The organism is Erwinia sp. PsM31, assembly GCF_030433775.1.
In the GTDB taxonomy this organism is placed as follows: Bacteria; Pseudomonadota; Gammaproteobacteria; order Enterobacterales; family Enterobacteriaceae; genus Erwinia; species Erwinia aeris.
Genome location: NZ_JARUWZ010000012.1, coordinates 102,315 through 121,480 on the forward strand (window position 1 = coordinate 102,315; position 19,166 = coordinate 121,480).

The 19,166-nt window shown below is 56.0% G+C and carries 16 protein-coding genes; 7 read left to right on the forward strand and 9 right to left on the reverse strand.

The window, feature by feature from the left end; translation table 11 throughout:
- Nucleotides 1-14: 14 nt before the first annotated feature.
- Nucleotides 15-1,217, reverse strand: a complete 1,203-nt coding sequence (gene sbmA / locus QCD69_RS11795) for a peptide antibiotic transporter SbmA (protein ID WP_301252135.1) — start codon at nucleotides 1,215-1,217, stop codon at nucleotides 15-17.
- 462 nt (nucleotides 1,218-1,679) lie between these two features.
- Between sbmA and QCD69_RS11800 the strand changes: the two genes are divergently transcribed.
- The 4 genes from QCD69_RS11800 to QCD69_RS11815 all read left to right on the forward strand — a co-directional run bounded on the left by QCD69_RS11800 (nucleotide 1,680) and on the right by QCD69_RS11815 (nucleotide 9,001).
- The gene (locus QCD69_RS11800; protein WP_301252137.1) at nucleotides 1,680-4,562 is read left to right on the forward strand and encodes an EAL domain-containing protein; all 2,883 of its coding nucleotides are present in this window, start codon (nucleotides 1,680-1,682) and stop codon (nucleotides 4,560-4,562) included.
- A gap of 571 nt (nucleotides 4,563-5,133) precedes the next feature.
- Nucleotides 5,134-5,889 carry a gluconate 2-dehydrogenase subunit 3 family protein gene (locus tag QCD69_RS11805; protein WP_301252138.1) on the forward strand — a complete coding sequence of 252 codons (756 nt, stop codon included), beginning with the start codon at nucleotides 5,134-5,136 and terminating at the stop codon, nucleotides 5,887-5,889.
- Nucleotides 5,890-5,891: 2 nt separating this feature from the next.
- A complete protein-coding gene (locus tag QCD69_RS11810; RefSeq protein WP_253456038.1) occupies nucleotides 5,892-7,676 on the forward strand; it encodes a GMC family oxidoreductase in 1,785 nt (594 codons plus the stop codon).
- An 11-nt stretch (nucleotides 7,677-7,687) separates the two neighbouring features.
- Nucleotides 7,688-9,001: a c-type cytochrome gene (locus QCD69_RS11815; protein WP_370734837.1), complete on the forward strand. Its 1,314-nt coding sequence runs from the start codon at nucleotides 7,688-7,690 to the stop codon at nucleotides 8,999-9,001.
- Nucleotides 9,002-9,271: 270 nt separating this feature from the next.
- Here the strand turns inward: QCD69_RS11815 and QCD69_RS11820 are convergent, their stop codons facing one another.
- The 3 genes from QCD69_RS11820 to QCD69_RS11830 are packed head-to-tail and all read right to left on the reverse strand — an operon-like array spanning nucleotide 9,272 to nucleotide 10,800.
- A complete protein-coding gene (locus tag QCD69_RS11820) occupies nucleotides 9,272-9,697 on the reverse strand; it encodes a hypothetical protein (protein WP_301252139.1) in 426 nt (141 codons plus the stop codon).
- Nucleotides 9,691-10,290 carry a peptidoglycan recognition protein family protein gene (locus QCD69_RS11825; protein WP_253456032.1) on the reverse strand — a complete coding sequence of 200 codons (600 nt, stop codon included), beginning with the start codon at nucleotides 10,288-10,290 and terminating at the stop codon, nucleotides 9,691-9,693. Before QCD69_RS11825 ends, QCD69_RS11820 begins: the two co-directional genes overlap by 7 nt.
- Before the next feature lie 27 nt (nucleotides 10,291-10,317).
- Nucleotides 10,318-10,800, reverse strand: a complete 483-nt coding sequence (locus QCD69_RS11830) for an Hcp family type VI secretion system effector (RefSeq protein WP_253456029.1) — start codon at nucleotides 10,798-10,800, stop codon at nucleotides 10,318-10,320.
- Nucleotides 10,801-11,769: 969 nt separating this feature from the next.
- Between QCD69_RS11830 and yjdN the strand changes: the two genes are divergently transcribed.
- On the forward strand, nucleotides 11,770-12,210 hold the full coding sequence (gene yjdN / locus QCD69_RS11835) for a VOC family metalloprotein YjdN (protein ID WP_125290238.1): 441 nt from the start codon (nucleotides 11,770-11,772) through the stop codon (nucleotides 12,208-12,210).
- On the opposite strand, the gene QCD69_RS11840 is transcribed toward yjdN, so the two are convergent.
- Nucleotides 12,200-13,108 carry a LysR family transcriptional regulator gene (locus QCD69_RS11840; RefSeq protein ID WP_441004984.1) on the reverse strand — a complete coding sequence of 303 codons (909 nt, stop codon included), beginning with the start codon at nucleotides 13,106-13,108 and terminating at the stop codon, nucleotides 12,200-12,202. The genes yjdN and QCD69_RS11840 overlap by 11 nt on opposite strands.
- 99 nt (nucleotides 13,109-13,207) lie before the next feature.
- Here QCD69_RS11840 and QCD69_RS11845 point away from each other — a divergent pair, with 99 nt between their 5' ends.
- Nucleotides 13,208-14,275: an SDR family oxidoreductase gene (locus tag QCD69_RS11845; protein WP_301252140.1), complete on the forward strand. Its 1,068-nt coding sequence runs from the start codon at nucleotides 13,208-13,210 to the stop codon at nucleotides 14,273-14,275.
- Between the two features lie 27 nt (nucleotides 14,276-14,302).
- On the opposite strand, the gene QCD69_RS11850 is transcribed toward QCD69_RS11845, so the two are convergent.
- Nucleotides 14,303-14,833, reverse strand: a complete 531-nt coding sequence (locus QCD69_RS11850; protein WP_253456023.1) for a GNAT family N-acetyltransferase — start codon at nucleotides 14,831-14,833, stop codon at nucleotides 14,303-14,305.
- A 244-nt stretch (nucleotides 14,834-15,077) separates the two neighbouring features.
- Here QCD69_RS11850 and QCD69_RS11855 point away from each other — a divergent pair, with 244 nt between their 5' ends.
- On the forward strand, nucleotides 15,078-15,857 hold the full coding sequence (locus QCD69_RS11855; protein WP_125290242.1) for an L-threonylcarbamoyladenylate synthase: 780 nt from the start codon (nucleotides 15,078-15,080) through the stop codon (nucleotides 15,855-15,857).
- 28 nt (nucleotides 15,858-15,885) lie between these two features.
- Here QCD69_RS11855 and QCD69_RS11860 read toward each other — a convergent pair whose 3' ends face one another.
- From QCD69_RS11860 to QCD69_RS11870, 3 genes are all read right to left on the reverse strand, one after another.
- A complete protein-coding gene (locus QCD69_RS11860) occupies nucleotides 15,886-16,776 on the reverse strand; it encodes a LysR family transcriptional regulator (protein WP_301252142.1) in 891 nt (296 codons plus the stop codon).
- A complete protein-coding gene (locus tag QCD69_RS11865; protein ID WP_301252144.1) occupies nucleotides 16,776-17,405 on the reverse strand; it encodes a LysE family transporter in 630 nt (209 codons plus the stop codon). The genes QCD69_RS11860 and QCD69_RS11865 overlap by 1 nt, the downstream gene beginning before the upstream one ends.
- A gap of 124 nt (nucleotides 17,406-17,529) precedes the next feature.
- On the reverse strand, nucleotides 17,530-18,828 hold the full coding sequence (locus QCD69_RS11870) for an MFS transporter (RefSeq protein WP_301252145.1): 1,299 nt from the start codon (nucleotides 18,826-18,828) through the stop codon (nucleotides 17,530-17,532).
- Nucleotides 18,829-19,166: the final 338 nt, after the last annotated feature.

Consider the following 19,166-nt stretch of genomic DNA (forward strand, 5'->3'; position numbering starts at 1 on the left):
CCTTCCGCGCCCTGTTAAAGCTCTCCCTCCGCTTCCCTTTCCAGTACCTGTTCAAACAGCCGCAGACGTTTATAAATAGACAACAGCTCAACCAGCGTGCTCCACGAATAAACCAGATACTGAAAGGCGCCGCGCACCTGTTCAAATACGTTATTGATCTGCTGGAGCAGCCCGAAGGTAATGGCGGCGGTGACAATAGAAGGGAACAGCACCACCAGGCCGAAAACGGCGTCCAGCTGCAAATAGAGCGAGCGGGCGATATTAAAATAGAGATAGTGAAAGTAGAGCCGGAAATAGTTTTTACGGATCAGCCCGAACAAATTTTGCACCGTGGGCGGACTGGCGCGTGCGGGATCGTCTTCGCCATAGACCAGTTCTTTACGGTAGCCCGCCTCCACCCGCTGATTACGAAACGACAGGCCCGGTAGCCTGATGCCGACGGCGGCCAGCAGCCCGGTGCCCAGCAGCGACCAGAGCACCACGGCAATCACCAGCGCGTAGGGCAGGTCACCCAGCAGCGGCACGTTTTTCACATGCACCGATAGCCCAATCAACACCGGCAAAAAAGCGATAAGCGTCATAACAGCGTTAATCAGGCTGACGCCCATATCCTCCAGCGTCGAGGCGAAGCGCATGGTGTCTTCCTGCACGCGCTGCGCCGCGCCTTCAATGCCGCGCAGCCGCGACCAGTGCGCCATATAATAGTTGTTCATCGCCGTGCGCCAGCGGAAAACATAGTGGCTGATAAAGAACATATTCAGCACATCCACCAGCACGGCGATCAGCGCAATGCTGAGAAAGCCGATCAGCTGCTGATAAAGCGTGGCGATCGGTACCGAATTGGGATGGGTCAGCGCGCGCTGGATCAGATCGTAAAACGGCTCATACCAGGCGTTGATAGCAACGTTCATCTGCACCGAAAACCAGGTTACAAAAATAATCAGCGCCGAACCGTTTACCGACCAATTTTGCCAGGGATGCGGACTGAACACGCGCCAGAACCCGGCGAACAGGGCGAAAGCTGCAAAATAATAAAGATAAAAAGCGAGGGCGGAAGGCGCGATAAAGCGCAAGGCGTTATTTGGCAGCGGGCCGGCATGGGCGAATGAGGTAAGAAACTGCCTGCCGCCGGCAAACCAGACGAGAATGGCGATCGCGCACCAGACGGCGGCGCTGCTGAAGAACAGCGCGGGGCGGGGGAAAAAGGATTTAAACATAGCGACTCCAGAACGGTAAGGCCACCATCTAACGCGATTACTCGTTAATGGTCTTACCGGTTTTGTATCCGCTGATGTCTGACCGCCGCCTTTGCAACAGGCGGGTGTTTCCGTTACGCCAGTCATTAACGTGAATAGCGGTCGCGAAGCGTTAATAAATTACAGGCCATTATTTTAATATTCTGCAAACATCTTATCCCGGGATTGTAGCGATCGCGGGTTGCAGCCACGCGTTCAACCCTGCATAGTCCTCCCCGCCCTGGCCCGGCAAAATAAATGCTGAATGTTATTTAAACGAGGCCGATAACGATAAGGCACTTTCAGGCAGCGGAGCCTGATACAGCAAGGTTTTACAGGGAATAGCGGCGCGGGATTGCTTCAGAAAAGGCGGGCCTGCAGCGGAGGGCCGCTTATCTGCAGGCCAGGCCTTCTTCGGGGCAGCGTCCCTCAGGCGGAAAGAAAATGAACGAAAATAATGATGTGATGTACCGACTGCTGGTGCAAAGCGTGGTCGGCTACGCCATTTATATGCTGAAACCTGACGGCACCGTAGCCAACTGGAACGCGGGCGCGGAGCGGGCGAAAGGCTATCTGCCGGATGAAATTATCGGCAGAAATTTTGACTGTTTTTACAGTGCGGAAGACAGAGAAAAAGGACTGCCGCAGCGCGGCCTGGCCATCGCCCGCGAAAAAGGACGTTTTGAAACCGAAGGCTGGCGCTACCGCAAAGACGGCAGCGCTTTCTGGGCGCATGTGGTGATTGACGCCGTGCACGACGACGACGGCGGGCTAATCGGCTTCGCCAAAATTACCCGCGACTGCACCGAACAGCAGGCTCAGCTTGCCGAACAGCGCGCCCAGGAGCAGAAATTCCGTCTGCTGGTCGAAGGCGTGGTCGATTACGCCATCTACATGCTCGATCCCGACGGCTATGTGGTGAACTGGAACGAAGGCGCAAGGCGTTCCAAAGGCTATACGGCGGAAGAAATCGTCGGCAAACACTTCTCCTGCTTTTACAGCACGCAAGACCGGCTGGCTAAGCTTCCGGAAACCAACCTGAAAACCGCCTACCGTACCGGCCGATTCGAAGAGCAGGGCTGGCGCTATCGTAAAGACGGCACCTCTTTCTGGGCGCACGTGGTCATTGACGCCGTGCACGACGACGACGGCAGGCTAATCGGCTACGCCAAAATCACCCGCGACTGCACTGAGCAACAGCGCGTGCTGCAAGAACAGCGCGAAAGAGAACAGGTGTTCCGTCTGCTGGTGGAGGGCGTCACCGACTACGCCATCTATATGCTCGATCCCCAGGGCCATGTGGTGAACTGGAATGCCGGCGCGCATCGCGCCAAAGGCTATACGGCGGAGGAAATCGTCGGCGAACACTTCTCCTGCTTTTATAGCGCGCAGGATCGCTTTGCCTGCCTGCCCGACAAAAACCTGGCGATTGCGCAAAGCGTTGGGCGTTTTGAAGATCAGGGCTGGCGCTATCGCAAAGACGGCAGCGCCTTCTGGGCGCACGTGGTGATCGAAGCGATTCATACTAAAGAAGGCCGCCTGCTTGGCTTTGCCAAAATTACCCGCGACTGCACTGAACTGCGCGAGTACGAACAGCAGATCCTGCGGGCAAAAGATCTGGCAGAGCAGAACAGCAATAAGATGGCCGCGCTGTCGAAGTTTCTCGACACCATTATCGGCAATATTCCCTGCTGCGTGATAGTGGAAGACGTGGTATCGCGCGAGGTGCTGCTGCTGAACAGCAAAGCGGAGCAGCTGCTGGGCGTAAAAATGAAAGAGCTTGCCGGCAAAAGGCTGGACGATTACATGCCCTCAGAGCTGAGCGGCTATTTTTCCCAGCTGGCGACCGCCGCACAGCGCAATGAAGGCGTGCATAAAAACGAGCAGCTGTTACGTACCCGTGGCGGCGAACGGATCATCAACGCTTCGGCCTCGATTATTAACGGCAACGACGCCCATACTAACTACGTGCTGCTGATTGCTGACGACGTTACCGATCAGCGCGCGGCTGATGCGCGCATTCATCATATGGCGCATCACGATAACCTGACCAGCCTGCCGAACCGCGTGCTGTTCAGCCAGCGGCTGAACGAGGCGCTGCGCTGCGATTTCGATAATGGTAAACAGACGGCGGCGCTCTGTCTGGATCTGGATAACTTCAAGAACGTCAACGACGCGCTGGGCCATCAGGTCGGCGACGATCTGCTGCGCGCCGTCGCCAGCCGTTTGCGCGGCGTGCTGCGTGAACAGGATACGCTGGCGCGCAACGGCGGCGATGAATTCTCTATCGTACTGCCGGGCCTGACGCATTTACAGGAAGCCGAAGCGGTGGCGCAAAGGCTGATTGAGGCCATCCGTCCGACCTTCAACGTCGACGGACATAGCCTGACGGTAGGGCTGAGCATCGGCATTTCTATTGTCGCAGGCGGTCTGACCACCCCCGCCGAGCTGCTGCGCTGTGCCGATATGGCGCTGTACGAAGCCAAACGCAACGGCCGCAACCGCTTTGAGCATTTCTCCAGCGAAATGGGCGAAGCCGCCAGCAAGCGCCGCATGATTGAAACCGATCTGCGCGAGGCAATGACCCATCGCCACCTCAAGCTGTATTACCAGCCGATTACCGATAGTCTGGGCCAGGAGATCATCAGCTACGAAGCGCTGATGCGCTGGCACCATCCGAAACAGGGGCTGATTATGCCGCTGGACTTTATTCCCGTGGCGGAAGAAACCGGGCTGATCCACTCGCTGGGCGCCTTCGCGCTGTACGAAGCCTGCCGCGAGGCAGCGAAGTGGCCGGCGCATCAGAGCGTGGCGGTCAACCTTTCGCCGCTCCAGTTTAAAAACAGTTCGCTGGTGTCGGTAGTGGAAGCGGCGCTGAAGGATTCCGGGCTGGCCCCGCACCGGCTGGAAGTGGAGATCACGGAGTCGGTGCTGCTGGACAACACCCTGGTCAATATCCGCATTCTGCAAAAGCTGAAAAAGCTGGGCGTGCGCATCGCGCTGGATGACTTCGGCACTGGCTACTCGTCGCTCAGCTATCTGCGTTCTTTCCCGTTCGATAAGATCAAAATCGACAAGTCGTTTATCAACGATATGAAAGAGAGCCGCGAGGCGCTGGCCATTATCCGGGCCATTACGGGCATGAGCCGCAGCCTGGATATTCAAATCACGGCGGAAGGGGTGGAGAGCAGCGAGCAGTTCGAGCAGCTGAAAATCGAAGGCTGTACGCTGTTCCAGGGGTATTATTTTGGCCGCCCGCAGCCGTCGGAGACGCGGCTGAAGCTGTTTGGCCTGGACGAAAAGCGCGACGGCCAGGTTCACCCTTAGCGGCCCGATCCTGAACAGCGTTATGGCTACGATCGCCGCGTAGCTTATCCACCAGGGCGTCGTGCTGCGCGCTGGCCTTGCGCGCGCCTTTGGCTAAATCATTCGCGCGCAATGTGACAAGCTGGCCTTCTGCGGCTCATCCATCATAAGGCGCTGGCCTTCTGCGGCCGCGCGTTCTTCAGTAGCTCATCCCTTACAACGTCAGGCTGCATGCTGGTTCTGCTGCCGCGCGCTTTTCTGCGGCTTAACCACCACAACGTCAGGCTGCGTGCTGGTTCTGCTGCGGCCGCGCGTTCTTCAATAGCTCATCCCTTATAACGCTCTGCTGCGCGCTGGCCCTCTCTGGTGACGTGCCTCTCTCTTTCCGCCTGCCTGGTTGTTAATGAAATTGTGCCATTTTGTTTATTTACGCTAATTTTTTGCGCCGATTCCTGTTAAAATCCACAAATTGTTACCGGTAACATTGATTCAGATCACGCTAGCGCCCGATTTTTATAAAAAAACAGGCTAGCGGGTCTCCCATCACGAATGCTTACAGCCGAACAACCAGGCCATTTTAAAAGGCAATGTCATGTCAAAAGAAACGATCGGAAGCTCCCGCAGGGACTTTCTGCTGAGAACCATTACGCTTGCGCCCGCCGTGGCGATTGGCAGCACGGGCCTGGGCGCGTTAACCGCGCCAGCCGCAGCCGTAGCCGCGCCAGCCGCAGCCGTAGCCGCGCCCGAGCCTGCAGGGCCGCAGCAGGCCCGCGATTACCAGCCCACCTGGTTTACCCCGGAAGAGTACGCTTTTATTAAGGCGGCCGTGGCGCGCCTGATCCCTGCCGACGAACGCGGCCCCGGCGCGCTGGAAGCGGGCGTGCCGGAATATATCGATCGTCAGATGAACACGCCTTACGCGACCGGTTCCAACTGGTATATGCAGGGACCTTTCCATCCCGATGCCGACAAAGAGCTGGGCTATCAGTACCCGCTGATCCCGCGCGATATTTACCGCCTGGGCCTGGCGGACGCGGATGCTTTCGCCAAAGCGCAGCACGGCAAAGCGTTCGCCGACCTGAGCCACGACCAGCAGGACGCATTGCTACAGGCCTTTGAAGCCGGCAAAGCCGAGTTCAAACAGGTTCCGGCTAAGGTTTTCTTCTCTTTCCTGTTACAGAACACGCGCGAAGGCTTCTTCAGCGATCCTGTGCATGGCGGCAATCAGAATATGGTCGGCTGGAAGCTGATCGGCTTTCCGGGCGCGCGCGCTGATTTTATGGACTGGGTTGAACGGGGCGAGCGCTATCCGTTCCCGCCGGTGTCGATTCGTGGGGAAAGAGCATAAGCATGGCAAACGTAATGAAAAAAGTAGATGCGGTGATCGTAGGCTTCGGCTGGGCGGGATCGATCATGGCGAAAGAGCTGACCGAAGCGGGCCTGAACGTGGTTGCGCTGGAGCGTGGCCCGCATCGCGACACCTATCCTGACGGCGCGTATCCGCAGGTTATTGATGAGCTGACCTATAACATCCGTAAAAAGCTGTTCCAGGATCTCTCCAAAAGCACCGTGACCATCCGCCATAACTCGGCGCAGACCGCGCAGCCCTATCGCCAGCTTGCCGCGTTTTTACCCGGCACCGGCACCGGCGGCGCGGGCCTGCACTGGTCAGGCGTGCATTTCCGCGTCGATCCGATCGAGCTGCGGATGCGCAGCCACTATGAAGAGCGCTACGGCAAAAAGTTTATTCCTGAGGGCATGACCATTCAGGATTTCGGCGTCACCTATGACGAGCTGGAGCCGTTTTTTGATAAGGCCGAAAAAGTGTTTGGCACCTCCGGCTCGGAATGGCGCGTTAAGGGCAAAGTCGTCGGCCAGCAGGGACGCGGCAACCCGTTCGCGCCGGATCGCTCCGACAAGTTCCCGCTGCCCGCGCAGAAGCGAACCTTCTCCGCGCAGCTGTTCGCGCAGGCCGCTGAATCCGTTGGCTATCATCCTTACGATCTGCCTTCCGCCAATACTTCCGGCCCGTACACCAACACCTACGGCGCGCAGATGGGGCCGTGCAACTTCTGCGGCTATTGCAGCGGCTACGCCTGCTATATGTATTCCAAAGCGTCGCCGAACGTTAACGTGCTGCCTGCGCTACGTCAGGAAGCGAAGTTTGAGCTGCGCGAAAACGCCAACGTGCTGCGCGTCAACCTGACCGACGACAAAAAGCGCGCTACCGGCGTGACCTATGTCGATGCGCTTGGCCGCCAGATCGAGCAGCCCGCCGACCTGGTGATCCTGTCCGCCTTCCAGTTCCATAACGTGCACCTGATGCTGCTGTCCGGCATCGGCAAGCCTTACGATCCGGTCACTAACGAAGGCACCGTAGGCCGTAACTTTGCCTATCAGAATATTTCCACCATCAAGGCCTTCTTTGATAAAGACGTCTTTACCAACAACTTTATCGGCGCGGGCGGCGCGGGCGTGGGCGTGGACGACTTCAACGCGGATAACTTCGACCACGGCAAATATGGCTTTGTCGGCGGCTCGCCGTTCTGGGTTAACCAGGCGGGCGTGAAGCCGATCTCCGGCCTGCCGACGCCGCCGGGCACGCCAGGCTGGGGCAGCAAGTGGAAAGCGGCGGTCGCCGATCACTATACGCATCATGTCTCGATGGACGCGCACGGCGCGCACCAGTCCTATCGCAACAACTATCTGGATCTGGATCCGAACTACAAGGATGCTTTCGGCCAGCCGCTGCTGCGTATGACCTTCGACTGGCAGGAAAACGACATCAAAATGTCGCAGTTTATGCATGGCCGGATGCACAAAATCGCCGAAGCGATGAACCCGAAACTGATCAGCGGCGCGCCGAAAATGCCGGGCACGCATTTCGACACCACCGTGTATCAGACCACGCATATGAACGGCGGCGCGATCATGGGCGAAGATCCGAAAACCAGCGCGGTTAACCGCTATCTGCAAAGCTGGGATGTGCCGAACGTGTTTGTTCCGGGCGCGTCCGCCTTCCCGCAGGGGCTGGGCTACAACCCGACCGGCATGGTGGCGGCGTTGACCTACTGGTCAGCGAAAGCGATTCGTGAACAGTACCTTCCAAGTCCAGGTCCGTTGGTGCAGGCGTAAGGATGACCATGATGAAAATGCTGATCCCGGCTCTGATGCTGGGTATGACCACCTTTGTTGCGGCGGCGGAGGATAACGGCGCCGATCTGATCAAGCGCGGCGAGTATCTGGCGCGCGCGGGCGACTGCGTGGCCTGCCATACCAAAATGGGTGGCGAATCTTTTGCTGGCGGGCTGGCGATGGCGACGCCCATCGGCAAGATTTACTCCACCAACATCACGCCCGATAAGAAAACCGGCATTGGCGATTACAGCTATGACGACTTTCAGAAAGCGGTACGCCACGGCGTAGCGAAGAACGGCGACACGCTCTACCCGGCGATGCCTTATCCTTCCTATGCCGTGGTTAACGATGAGGATATGCACGCGCTTTACGCCTACTTTATGCATGGCGTGAAGCCGGTTGAGGCCGAAAACAGGAAAAGCGACATTCCTTGGCCGCTGTCGATGCGCTGGCCGCTGTCGATCTGGCGCGGGCTGTTTGCACCGGACGTAAAAGCTTTCCAGGCGATTAAAGGGCAGGATGCGGTGCTGGCTCGCGGTCAGTATCTGGTGGAAGGCCTGGGCCACTGCGGCGCCTGTCATACCCCGCGTAGCCTGACCATGCAGGAAAAAGCGTTGAACGACGGCGAAGGCAGCGACTACCTTTCCGGCAGCAGCTCGCCGATTGACGGCTTTACCGCCAACAACCTGCGCGGCGACAGCCGTGACGGACTGGGCCGCTGGAGCGAAGACGATCTGACGCAGTTCCTGCGCTATGGCCGCAACGATCGTACCGCGGCCTTTGGCGGCATGACCGAAGTGGTGCAGCACAGTTTGCAGCATTTAAGCGACGAAGATATCACCGCCATTGCGCGCTATCTGAAATCCCTGGGCGCGAAAGACTTAAATCAGGTCGGCTTTACGCCGGATGACAAGGTAGCGAAGGCGTTGTGGAAGGGCGACGACAGCAAACCGGGCGCGTCGGTGTACGTCGACAGCTGCGCGGCCTGCCATAAAACGGACGGCAGCGGCTATAAGCGCTTCTTCCCGCAGCTGAGCGGCAATCCTGTGGTGCTGGCGGAAGATCCAACCTCGCTTATCCATATCGTTATCAGCGGCGCGACGCTGCCAGGCGTGAAGGGTGCCCCTTCTGCCATCACCATGCCGGCTTTCGGCTGGCGGCTGAACGACCAGCAGGTCGCCGACGTGGTGAACTTTATCCGCACCAGCTGGGGCAATACGGCCAAAGAGCAGGTTAGCGCCAGCGACGTGGCGAAAGTGCGTAAAAACGACGCTGAACAGCAGGGCAGCGTGGATATTGAGAAGCTGACTGAAGTGAAATAAGCGACTTTGACCGGTAAAAAAGCGGCCAGTAAATGGCCGCTTCAGATTGTAGACGGCGTGCCCGATCCGGGGACAGATTGCTTCCACAAAGATGCAGAAAACGGCATTGATGTCCGCTCATTACCAAGAGTTACGCCGGAACCGCCAAAATTTTGTTACCCGGCACCCTTTTCCAGCCCGGTCAGATTGCGCTGTAAAAGTTGAAACACCCAGTAAATAAGGTACGCCAGTCAGGCGTGTACCTTAATGGTTGGGAGCAGATTTTGATTGTTAATCAAGCTCGTCATCAGACGTGTATGTTCCTTCGAAAGGATCTGTCCATTTATAATCATTATAAAATAAAGTTACTACATCACCAGTGTCCCATCGTAGTGTTCCTCCTCCACTGGAGAATATTTTCCATTTACCACGGGTGTTGTTGCTAAATTCAATAGTCCCTTTAGCATAACAGGGTGAATAACGATCATGTACATTAAAACTTAAAGGCACCGGATACGCCTCAGAAAAAAAATCCGTCACGTCTCGCTCTGTTATTTTAAATGCCAGGCAGCCATTTTTGACATTTCCTGATTCATCTTCGGTTTTTCCCGTTTCATCAATTTTAATGCCTGTGATTTTTCGGGTCGCCATATGTCCTGCAAAAGCTATATTTATAGTAAAAAACACACACAGCATGACGAAAATTTTTTTTACCATTGTGCTGTACCCGCTTCTGTCTTAACTTTATATGATACTTCAGGATGTCTGAAAATTTCAGTCATCGATACTTTTAATGTGTCAGAAAGTTCAGCTACAAGCCATTTCAATGAACTGTTTTGGGCATCATTGATCTTTTCATAAATAGCATCCTGGTCTTCACCTGAAACAGGTTTTCCAACTATTTCTATGCCCAGAGAATCAAAGTTAGCAGGGTATCTTTCTGGATATGGCTTTTTCTGTTCTAAACGAGAGAGCTGCTTATATTTATTCAGTAATGGCTTTATTTTGGAAATTTCCGAAGGTTTGCATTTCTTTTCCATGTAGCATCTGGATCTTATATTGCCGACATGATAAGTAATTTTAAAGACTGAAGCTGTCTGGTAAATAGTACCGTCTTTATCTATCAGAAAATGTGCACCATTTGCGCCTGTGTTTTTATAACTGTTAAAAGAGCTTTCTGCTGTCGATCCTCCGGTCTGATGTACGATAATCCCATTTACTTTGTCCAGTTTGCCACGCTCTATCGTGCTGAAACGTCTGACGATAATACGTTCCGCATCCACTAACCCATTTTTATTAACGAATAGCATAGTTATATTCCCTTATATTACTTATAGTTAAATATCCGTATTAGCTTTAATATCATATCCCATAGAAACCGTACCCGCTATATTTCTCCCCGCATTTCGCAAAACGTAATCCATCTTTATCCTGGAGAACGCGAGGCTGACCGCTTCACGCGGGACGCGCATGGTATTGAGATACACAGGATTTACGCCGGTGATGATAATATCCTGAAGCGTAATGTGCATATACTCCAGCGGAGAGCCGCCAGCTTTTCTGACAGTCAAAACGGCTTCAGGTATACGTTTTCCAGTAAGACAATAATGAAGTAAGTTGGTGCTGGTCTTATCGATATAATGTTCAAAATACAAGTCGTCAACGGTACACTTCCCGGCGCCGCCACCCCATCCCAGGTGCATATTTGATGCCTGTCTGACAGACCATTCCCAACTCAGGATTTCTGTTTCACCTTTATGTGTAGAATCCTGAGACTCGCCTTCAATTCCATTAAATTTTATGAAAATATCCTGAGCCATAATTCTTCCTTGTATAAATAAAATGATTACTGCTTTTCTTTGCCTCGTATAAACTTCCAATAAAGGTTGATCACGTAACTGAAAACATCTCTGTCAGACCGCTGGTTGGATATTTCACGCCATCGTGCCTGAAGAACATCTGTAATCGCTCTGGCTTCCGGGACTGAACTTGCCAGCTGGTTCAACTTTGGAACGCTTGGCTTGTCTCCCTGGCGCACTGCTGCCGGGGCATGGTCAAAGCCGGGCCACTGGCGGTTTACACAAGGCCGGTTCCCCGTTATAAAACCGCTGCTACTCAGCTAAATCAACACTTATTTTATTACCCCTGCAAAGGTCAATCTTGCTCGCAACGTCACTACACCAGGGTCAAAAAAATGACGCTGATAATGCCGCTCCGCAAGCTGAATACGTATATAACAACCAATATGACAACACAGGCGTTATTTTGATATACCGGTTGGGCCGCACATTTACACACAGAAGTTTCTGCGAGACCCGCAATTGAAACGCAATATCCGTCGCTTTTGAGACCAGATGGAATCTTATCGTCAGCTACATGCCATAGTCGCCAGGAAGAGGTTACCAGAAAAATGATGTTGAAACGGACGCAGATAATTAGCGCGGGCGAGCGCTTGTTTATTACCGCTCCTGTCGCAACTACTGGAACGACCTGAGGCAAAGAGTAACGGCAAAGGCATGAAAGCGTTGGCCCGGATAGCGTCGGTAGCAGGGCAACATATTTTTATACCTTTCAGATGAAGCGGCCAGCAAACTGGCCGTTTTTTTGCCGTGTCGAAAGCGTCTGGTTTAAACCGACGAGCCTTCCTGCCAGAGCCGGACAGAAGAACGTTCTGCTTTTCCTGGCATGCGTTTTTATTCAGTAACATGTAATAAGCGCCAGATCTCAGTCGCCTGCTACACTTTCTTCGAGCTTGTTCTTCAGCACATACCTCAAACGAAGGAGATGTTATGCAACTTTCGCCTTATTTATACTTTTCGGGAAACTGTGAAGAGGCTATCGCTTTTTATCAGCAGGCCACGGGAGCCGAACTGACGGTTAAAATGACCTGGGGTGACGTGCCTGCGGAGAAAAAACAGCAGCCGCAGAAACAGAACAGCCCAAGCGCGGAACAGCCAGCGGATGATAAAATCATGCACGCGCTGCTGCATATCGGCGACGGCGAGCTGCAAATGAGCGACAGCGCGGAAGCGGTAAGCTATAACGGTTTTGCCGTCAGCCTGTCGAGCAACGATCCTGCCGAAGGCAAACGCTGGTTCGATAATCTTTCCGCTGGCGGTAAGGTCACGCTGGAATGGGAAGAAACCTTCTGGGCGGCCGGTTTCGGTACGCTGATCGATAAGTTCGGCGTGCCGTGGCGCATCAACGTAAATAAACCCGCTACTGACTGATCTTCAGCCGATCCAGCGTGGCAAGCAGCGCGTCGACCTTCGGCAGCAGCTGCTTTCTGCGCGGCCAGACGATAAACAGCGGCAGACCTTCTACCGCCAGCTCTGGCAGGATCGGTACCAGCGCGCCGCTGGCCAACTCTTTTTCCAGCAGCCAGGTCGCCATTTGCGCCACGCCGAGTCCGGCTACTACGGCGGCGACCTGGGCTTCGCCATCCCCTAACGCCATCCGATAAGGCAGGGTTCGGGTTATCGTTCGTCCATCCGGCGAACGGATATGCCACGGACTGGTGCTGCCATCTACCCGATCGTAAACAATGGCTCGCCTTTCGGTCAGCGCCTGCAAAGAGTCGGGCACGCCGTGCTGCACCAGATAGTCCGGCGAAGCGCAGAAGATCAGCCTTTCATTACCCAAAAAGCGGCAGCCCAGCGAGGGCGGAAAATCTGTCGAGCCGCCAATACGTATCGCAATATCCACGCCTTCCTCAAACAGATCGACAAAGCGATCGGAGAAAGAGAGGGCAATCTGCATCTCCGGGTTCTGCTGGCAAAATTCGTTGATAAGCGGCATCACCCGCATCCGGCCAAAGGTGTTGGGCACGGCAATCCGCAGCCGTCCGACCGGAATGGCGCGCTGGGCGGCCAGTACGGATTCCGCTTCCGCCAGCTCGCTCAGCACACGCGTACAGGTTTCATAAAAGGCCTGACCGGCATCCGTCAGCGCCAGTCGTCGCGTGGTGCGTTCAAACAGCCGCGAGCCGAGCCGGGCTTCCAGCCTTGCCACGCTTTTGCTGATGGCTGAACTGGTCAGATGCAACGAATCGGCGGCGGCGGTAAAACTGCCGTGCTCCACGCTGGCGACAAAGGGGGTGATATCTTTAAGGCGATCCCGACCGATCATTATTCATGACTCATATTCTCAAATAATATGAATTTATACCTCTAATAGGATTTTAATTCTCTATTAAGCTTAATGAATTAGCAATCAGGAGGAAAATTTATGCAACAACGCGCACTTATTGTCGGCGTCAGCGGCGTTATCGGTACCGCACTGGCAGAGCAGCTGACCGGCCACGGTTGGGAAGTTTATGGCCTTTCACGCGGCCGCACGGCGGTGCCGGCGGGCTGCACGGCATTGACCGCCGACCTTACCGATGCTGAATCCGTTAAGAAAGCGCTGGCTGACCTGAAGGTTGATAAGGTCTTCTTCAGCGTCTGGTCGCGTCAGGCCAATGAAAAAGAGAATATCCGCGTAAACGGCGCGATGGTGCGTAACGTGATCGACGCGCTGGGCGACGGCCTGAAAGGCGGCCACGTGGCGCTGGTCACCGGCCTTAAACACTATCTGGGGCCGTTTGACGCCTATGGCAAAGGCGCGGTGCCAATGACGCCGTTCCGCGAAGAGCAGGGCCGCCAGCCTGTCGATAACTTCTATTACGCGCAGGAAGATGAAGTCTTTGCGGGCGCGAAGAAGTATGGCTTCACCTGGAGCGTGCACCGTCCGCATACCATTATCGGCTTTGCGCTGGGCAACGCGATGAACATGGGCCAGACGCTGGCCGTTTATGCCAGCCTCTGCAAGCAGACCGGCCAGCCGTTTATCTTCCCCGGCTCGAAAGCGCAGTGGGAAGGCGTGACCGATATGACCAGCGCAAGCGTGCTGGCGCAGCAGCTGGAATGGGCCGCGACCACGCCGTCGGCGCAGAATGAAGATTACAACGTGGTCAACGGCGACGTGTTCCGCTGGAAATGGATGTGGGGCCAGATCGCCGACTATTTTGGCGTGGAAGCCGCGCCTTACCCGGACGAGATGCAGCCGCTGGAAGGGCGGATGGATGCGGCGGCAGAGCAGTGGAAAGCCATCGCGCAGCAGTTCGACCTCAAGGAAGCGGATATCAACCGGCTGGTTTCCTGGTGGCATACCGACGCCGATCTGGGCCGCCCGATGGAGGTCTTTACCGACGTCAGCAAAAGCCGCAAGGCGGGCTTTACCGGTTATCAGCCCACGCGCGATGCGTTTTTCGCGCTGTTTGACAGGCTGAAGGCGGAAAAACTTATCCCGGCCTGATGCTACAGGCGCCGCGCGTGACGGCCATTACGCGCGGCGCGCTGCTTCAGGCTGCACATATTCCTGACGCAGCATGCCATAGAGCGCGCAGTCCCAGCGCGCTTCTCCTACCGCCACGCCCTGCCGCTGTACGCCTTCCCGCACAAAACCCAGCTTCTCGTAGGTACGTATCGCCGCCTGATTAAAGGTGTAGACGCGTAGCTCAATACGCTCGATGCCTTCCTGCTGAAAAGCCGTCGCAATCAGTTGGCGCAGCATGTGCTCCGCCAGATTTTGTCCCCGCATCGCTGGATTGACCACCACGCGACAGAGGCAGGCCAGATGGTTGTTCCAGTCAAAGCCTGTCTGCGCCACGGCAGCCAGTTCGCCCGCCTGTTTTCCGGCAAAAGTAAGCAGGCTGGCAGGCTGCTGGCTGGCGGAATCCAGCAGCGTGGCGAGAAACGACTCTTCCAGCGGCCAGGCGACGCCCGGCCCGGCCCACTGCGTAACGTCGGCCTGCGACGTAAACCAACTGCTTAAGGCAAGCCGATCTTGCTCGGCGAAAAAGGCAATCTGCATAGGGTGCTCGCTCAGGCTAAAAAAGGTGAGTGGCGAAAATCCGCGAAGGGTTCAACTTTCTTTGTTCCGCAGGTCTGGCGGCGCTATCCGGCCTCATTCTGCAACAATTGTTTCCTGGTGGAAACAATAGCCGAAAGAGGCGCCTGACTGTTGCGAAAAAAGCCGCCTGCGTTAGGATGAAGTTATCCGGGCAGGCCAAAAAGGCGCTGACCCCCACATGACTCTTATACTGGCAGGGGCAATCATGAGCAATAAAACCATTCACTGGAACGGCGGCTTGCAGCCGGAAGCGGTAAATATCCTGTCTGCCGACGGCGGCATGATCGTCTGCCCGACCAAAGTGGGCTACATCATCATGACTTCCGATGCGAAAGGCCTGGAGCGCAAGTTCGACGCCAAGCAGCGCAACCGCAATAAGCCGGGCGTGGTGCTGTGTGGCTCGCTGGAGCAGCTGAAAGAGCTGGCGCAGCTGAACCCGGAAATTGAATCGCTGTATCAGCAGCACTGGGACAAAGACGTGCTGCTGGGCTGCATCCTGCCGTGGAAAGAAGAGGCGGTGGCGCGTATCCCGGAAGACGGTTCAAAAGATCTGATGATGGATCGCCGTCAGACCAGCTGCTTCGTGATTAAATTCGGCGTGCCCGGCGAGAAACTGGCGAAAGAGCTGTGGGAAAACCACGGTAAATTCTCCTTCGCCAGCTCGGCTAACCCATCAGGCAAAGGCAACCGTGGCCTGGTCGAAGGCATCGGCGAGCGTATCGAATCCCAGGCGGATCTGATTATCGAAGCCAACGACTATGTGAAGTCTATCCAGCCTAACGAATCGGAGAAAACCCGCTACGAGCAGGGCGTGATGGTGGCGATGGTGGATGAAAACGGCAAGCTGGTGCCGGAGCAGAAGGGTGAGCGCAACATTACGCCTTGTCCGGTGCTGATCCGTAAAGGACTGGACGTGGATAAAATCATGTCGATGCTGTCAGACACCTTTACCACCTGGGATTACCGCCACGGCAACTACTACTGATTATGCAGGGCGGAGCTTCGGTTCCGCCTTACCTCAGCGCTTTCTGCAGCGCGGCGATAAACAGCCTGACGCGCGGCGCAATCAGGCCGTTCTCTTTGGTCAGGATCCAGGATTTATAAAGATCCATTTCCCATTCCGGCAGTACCCGACAGAGTTTTCCTTCCTCCACCGCCTGTAGGGCGACGTAATCCGGCAGATAGGCTATCCCCGTTTGCGCCACCGCTGAATTAACCAGCGCGGTACTGTTATTGGCGCGAAACCGGCTGCGCACCTCGATATCCCGCTTCTGCTTCTCTTTGCGAAAGGGCAGCGAGATAGTATGGGCCGGGCCACGAAACAGGATAAAGTCGTGGCGCGTCAGATCTTCCGGCCGTTGGATAGCGCTAAAACGCTCAAGGTAGGCTGGCGCGGCGTAAAGCCCCCAGCTGATATCCATCAGCGGCAGGCAGTGCGGATGTTCCGGCCTGTCGCGGCGGATGACGATAGCCAGATCGAGATTATCGTCCACCAGATTCACCGGCCTGTCGGTAAGGTCGAGATCTACGCTGACGTGCAAATTGCCCGCCACGAACTGGTTCAGCACCGGCACGATGCACTGGCAGCCGAAGGTAACCGGCGCGACGACGCGCAGGCTGCCGGTCGGCTCCTCGTGGAAGCGGCGAATAAAAAGCTCGGCGCTTTTTACCTCGCTGAGAATGCGCGCGCAGTAGTGATACCAGGTCATACCGACCTCGGTTACGGCGATCTTGCGCGTGGTGCGCAGCAGCAGCTTTGCGCCCAGGCGTATTTCCAGCGCGGCGATCTCTTTGCTGACCGCCGACTTGGATATCCCCAGCTGTTTTGCCGCTTCGGTATAGCTCAGCGTTTCTACCACGCGGGCAAAAATCACCATCGCGTGCAGGTTTTCGACGTCGCTCATTAGCGGGCGGAGATTGCCAGCGCGCTGCCCGCAAAGACAAACAGGCTGCCGACGGCACGATTAAGCAGGCGCAGGCGCGACGGGTTGGCAAATACGCCAGAAAGGCGGCGACCGGCGCAGGCGTAAGCGAACATCAGGCCGCAGTCCGTGACGGCCCAGGTGACGGCCAGCGTGGCGAACTGGACAGCGTGCGGCTGGCTGGCTTCCACAAAGTTAGGAAACAGCGCGGCGAAAAACAGCAGGTCTTTGGGATTGCTGATGCCGACCATATAGCCTTTACGAAACAGTTTAAGCAGGCCGGGCATCGCCTGCGGCTGGCCGCTGATAACGATGCTTTCTGCCGGCGCGCTGTTGCGCCAGGCGCTGATGCCCAGCCAGATCAGATAGGCGGCGCCGACCACTTTCAGCACGGTAAAGGCGGTAGTGGAGGCCGCCAGGATCGCGCCCAGCCCCAGCGCCGATGCGGTCATCAGCGTCATGGCCGCCATCACGCCGCCGATCACCGTCGCCAGCGCGCGGCGTCGGCCGTAGCGCAGCCCGTGCGTCATGCTGACCAACGCAGAAGGGCCGGGAACGGCGATAAGAACGGCAATAATACCGGCATAGGCAAGCCAGAGGTGGAGCGACATAACACTATTCCTTGAACAATGAGCGACAGGAACCTTTCGGGTGGCCGTAGCTTAATGGCTGCGCAGGGGGAAGTAAATTAAGCAGAAGCGGTTCGGGGCGGAGAATGCGAGCCGCCCCGTAAAACTAACGGACTTTTTTCACCAGCACGGGAATTTGGCGCAGTTTGTTAGCCAGCCATAGCCCGCCCAGCAGCATCACGGCGATAAATGCGGAGACGCCAGCCCAGCCGTAGCCGTGCCAGAACACGCCGCCCAGCGTCCCCGCCACGCTCGATCCCAGGTAATAAAAGAAAAGGTAGAGCGAAGAAGCCTGGCCTCTGGCGCGACGGGCGCGGTGACCGACCCAGCTGCTGGCGACCGAATGCGCGGCGAAAAAACCGGCGGCGAACAGCATCAGGCCTGGCAGCACCAGCAACAGCGTGGTGAACTGGGTAGCGATCAGGCCGGCCAGCATCAACAGCAGCGAAGCCATCAGCACCACGCCGCGCCCGTAGCGAGCGGTCATCACGCCCGCCTTCGGCGAGCTGTAAGTGCCGGTCAGATAGACGACGGAGAGCAGACCGACCACCGTCTGGCTGAGGGAAAAAGGCGCGGCCAGAAAGCGAAAGCTGACATAGTTAAACAGCGTCACGAAGCTGCCCATCAGAATAAAGCCGACCAGGAACAGCATCGGTAATCCCATATCCCGCCACTGGAACATAAAGTTGACCAGCAGCTGGTGCGGCCGCAGCGAAGTGGCGCGGAAGTGCTGCGAAGGGGGCAACAGGCGGAAAAACAGCCCGGCGGCCGTCAGCGCGAACAGGCCGACCACGAACAGCGAAACGTTCCAGGAAAAGTGATCGGCCAGCATGCCGGTAGAGAGCCGCCCAACCAGGCCGCCAATCGAATTACCGCTGATATAAAGCCCCATAGAGAAAGAGAGGAAAACCGGGTGCAGCTCCTCACTCAGCCAGGTCATTGCCACCGCCGCGACGCCGCTTAGCGCCAGCCCGGTCAACGCGCGCATCGCCAGCACGCCTTCCCAGCTGCTCATGGTGGCGCAGATCAGCGTAAAGCAGGCGGCCAGCAGCAGCGAAACGGACATCACCGATTTACGGCCGATGGCGTCCGACAGCGGCCCGGTCACCAGCAGCCCCAGCGCCATCATGACGGTGGTGACCGACAGCGACAGGCTGCTTTGCGCAGGCGTCAGATGAAAGCTTTGCGAAAAAACAGGTAGCACAGGCTGCACGCAGTACAGTACGGCGAAGGTGGACAGGCCGGCGCAGAACAGCGCCAGCGTGGCGTGCATAAATCTGCGCGTGCCGCGAATAATATAGGTTTTATTTATATCAGGAGAATTAACGGGAGAAACTAAACTGTCGTCTTCATCTGTAAGACTTTCCGAGTGCAACGCTGCGGATTTATTTACTACCGGTGCCACGAGATTTCCTTAATCGTATTTGAAAGGGCTGGTTTGCTATCAGATAAACTTATCGCTGCCATCGACATAACAGCATTTGACCCGCATTAGTATTCGGCCGTTTAAATTTAATGTAAATGAGAAATTTAAATAATTTTTCAAAGAATGAAAAAGCATCGCTTTAATTTTCGATTGAAGCTGTTTTGTACCGACTGCGGGCAAGCAGAAAGAAGCTATAGGCCGAAGCCCGACAGATGGGGCAAGGTGGGCCTGAACCTACTAAAGAGAGGGCGGCTGCTTTATTTCATTTTTTCCAGAAAATGTAAGAGGGGTTTCACCTCTTGCTATTCCTTTAATCA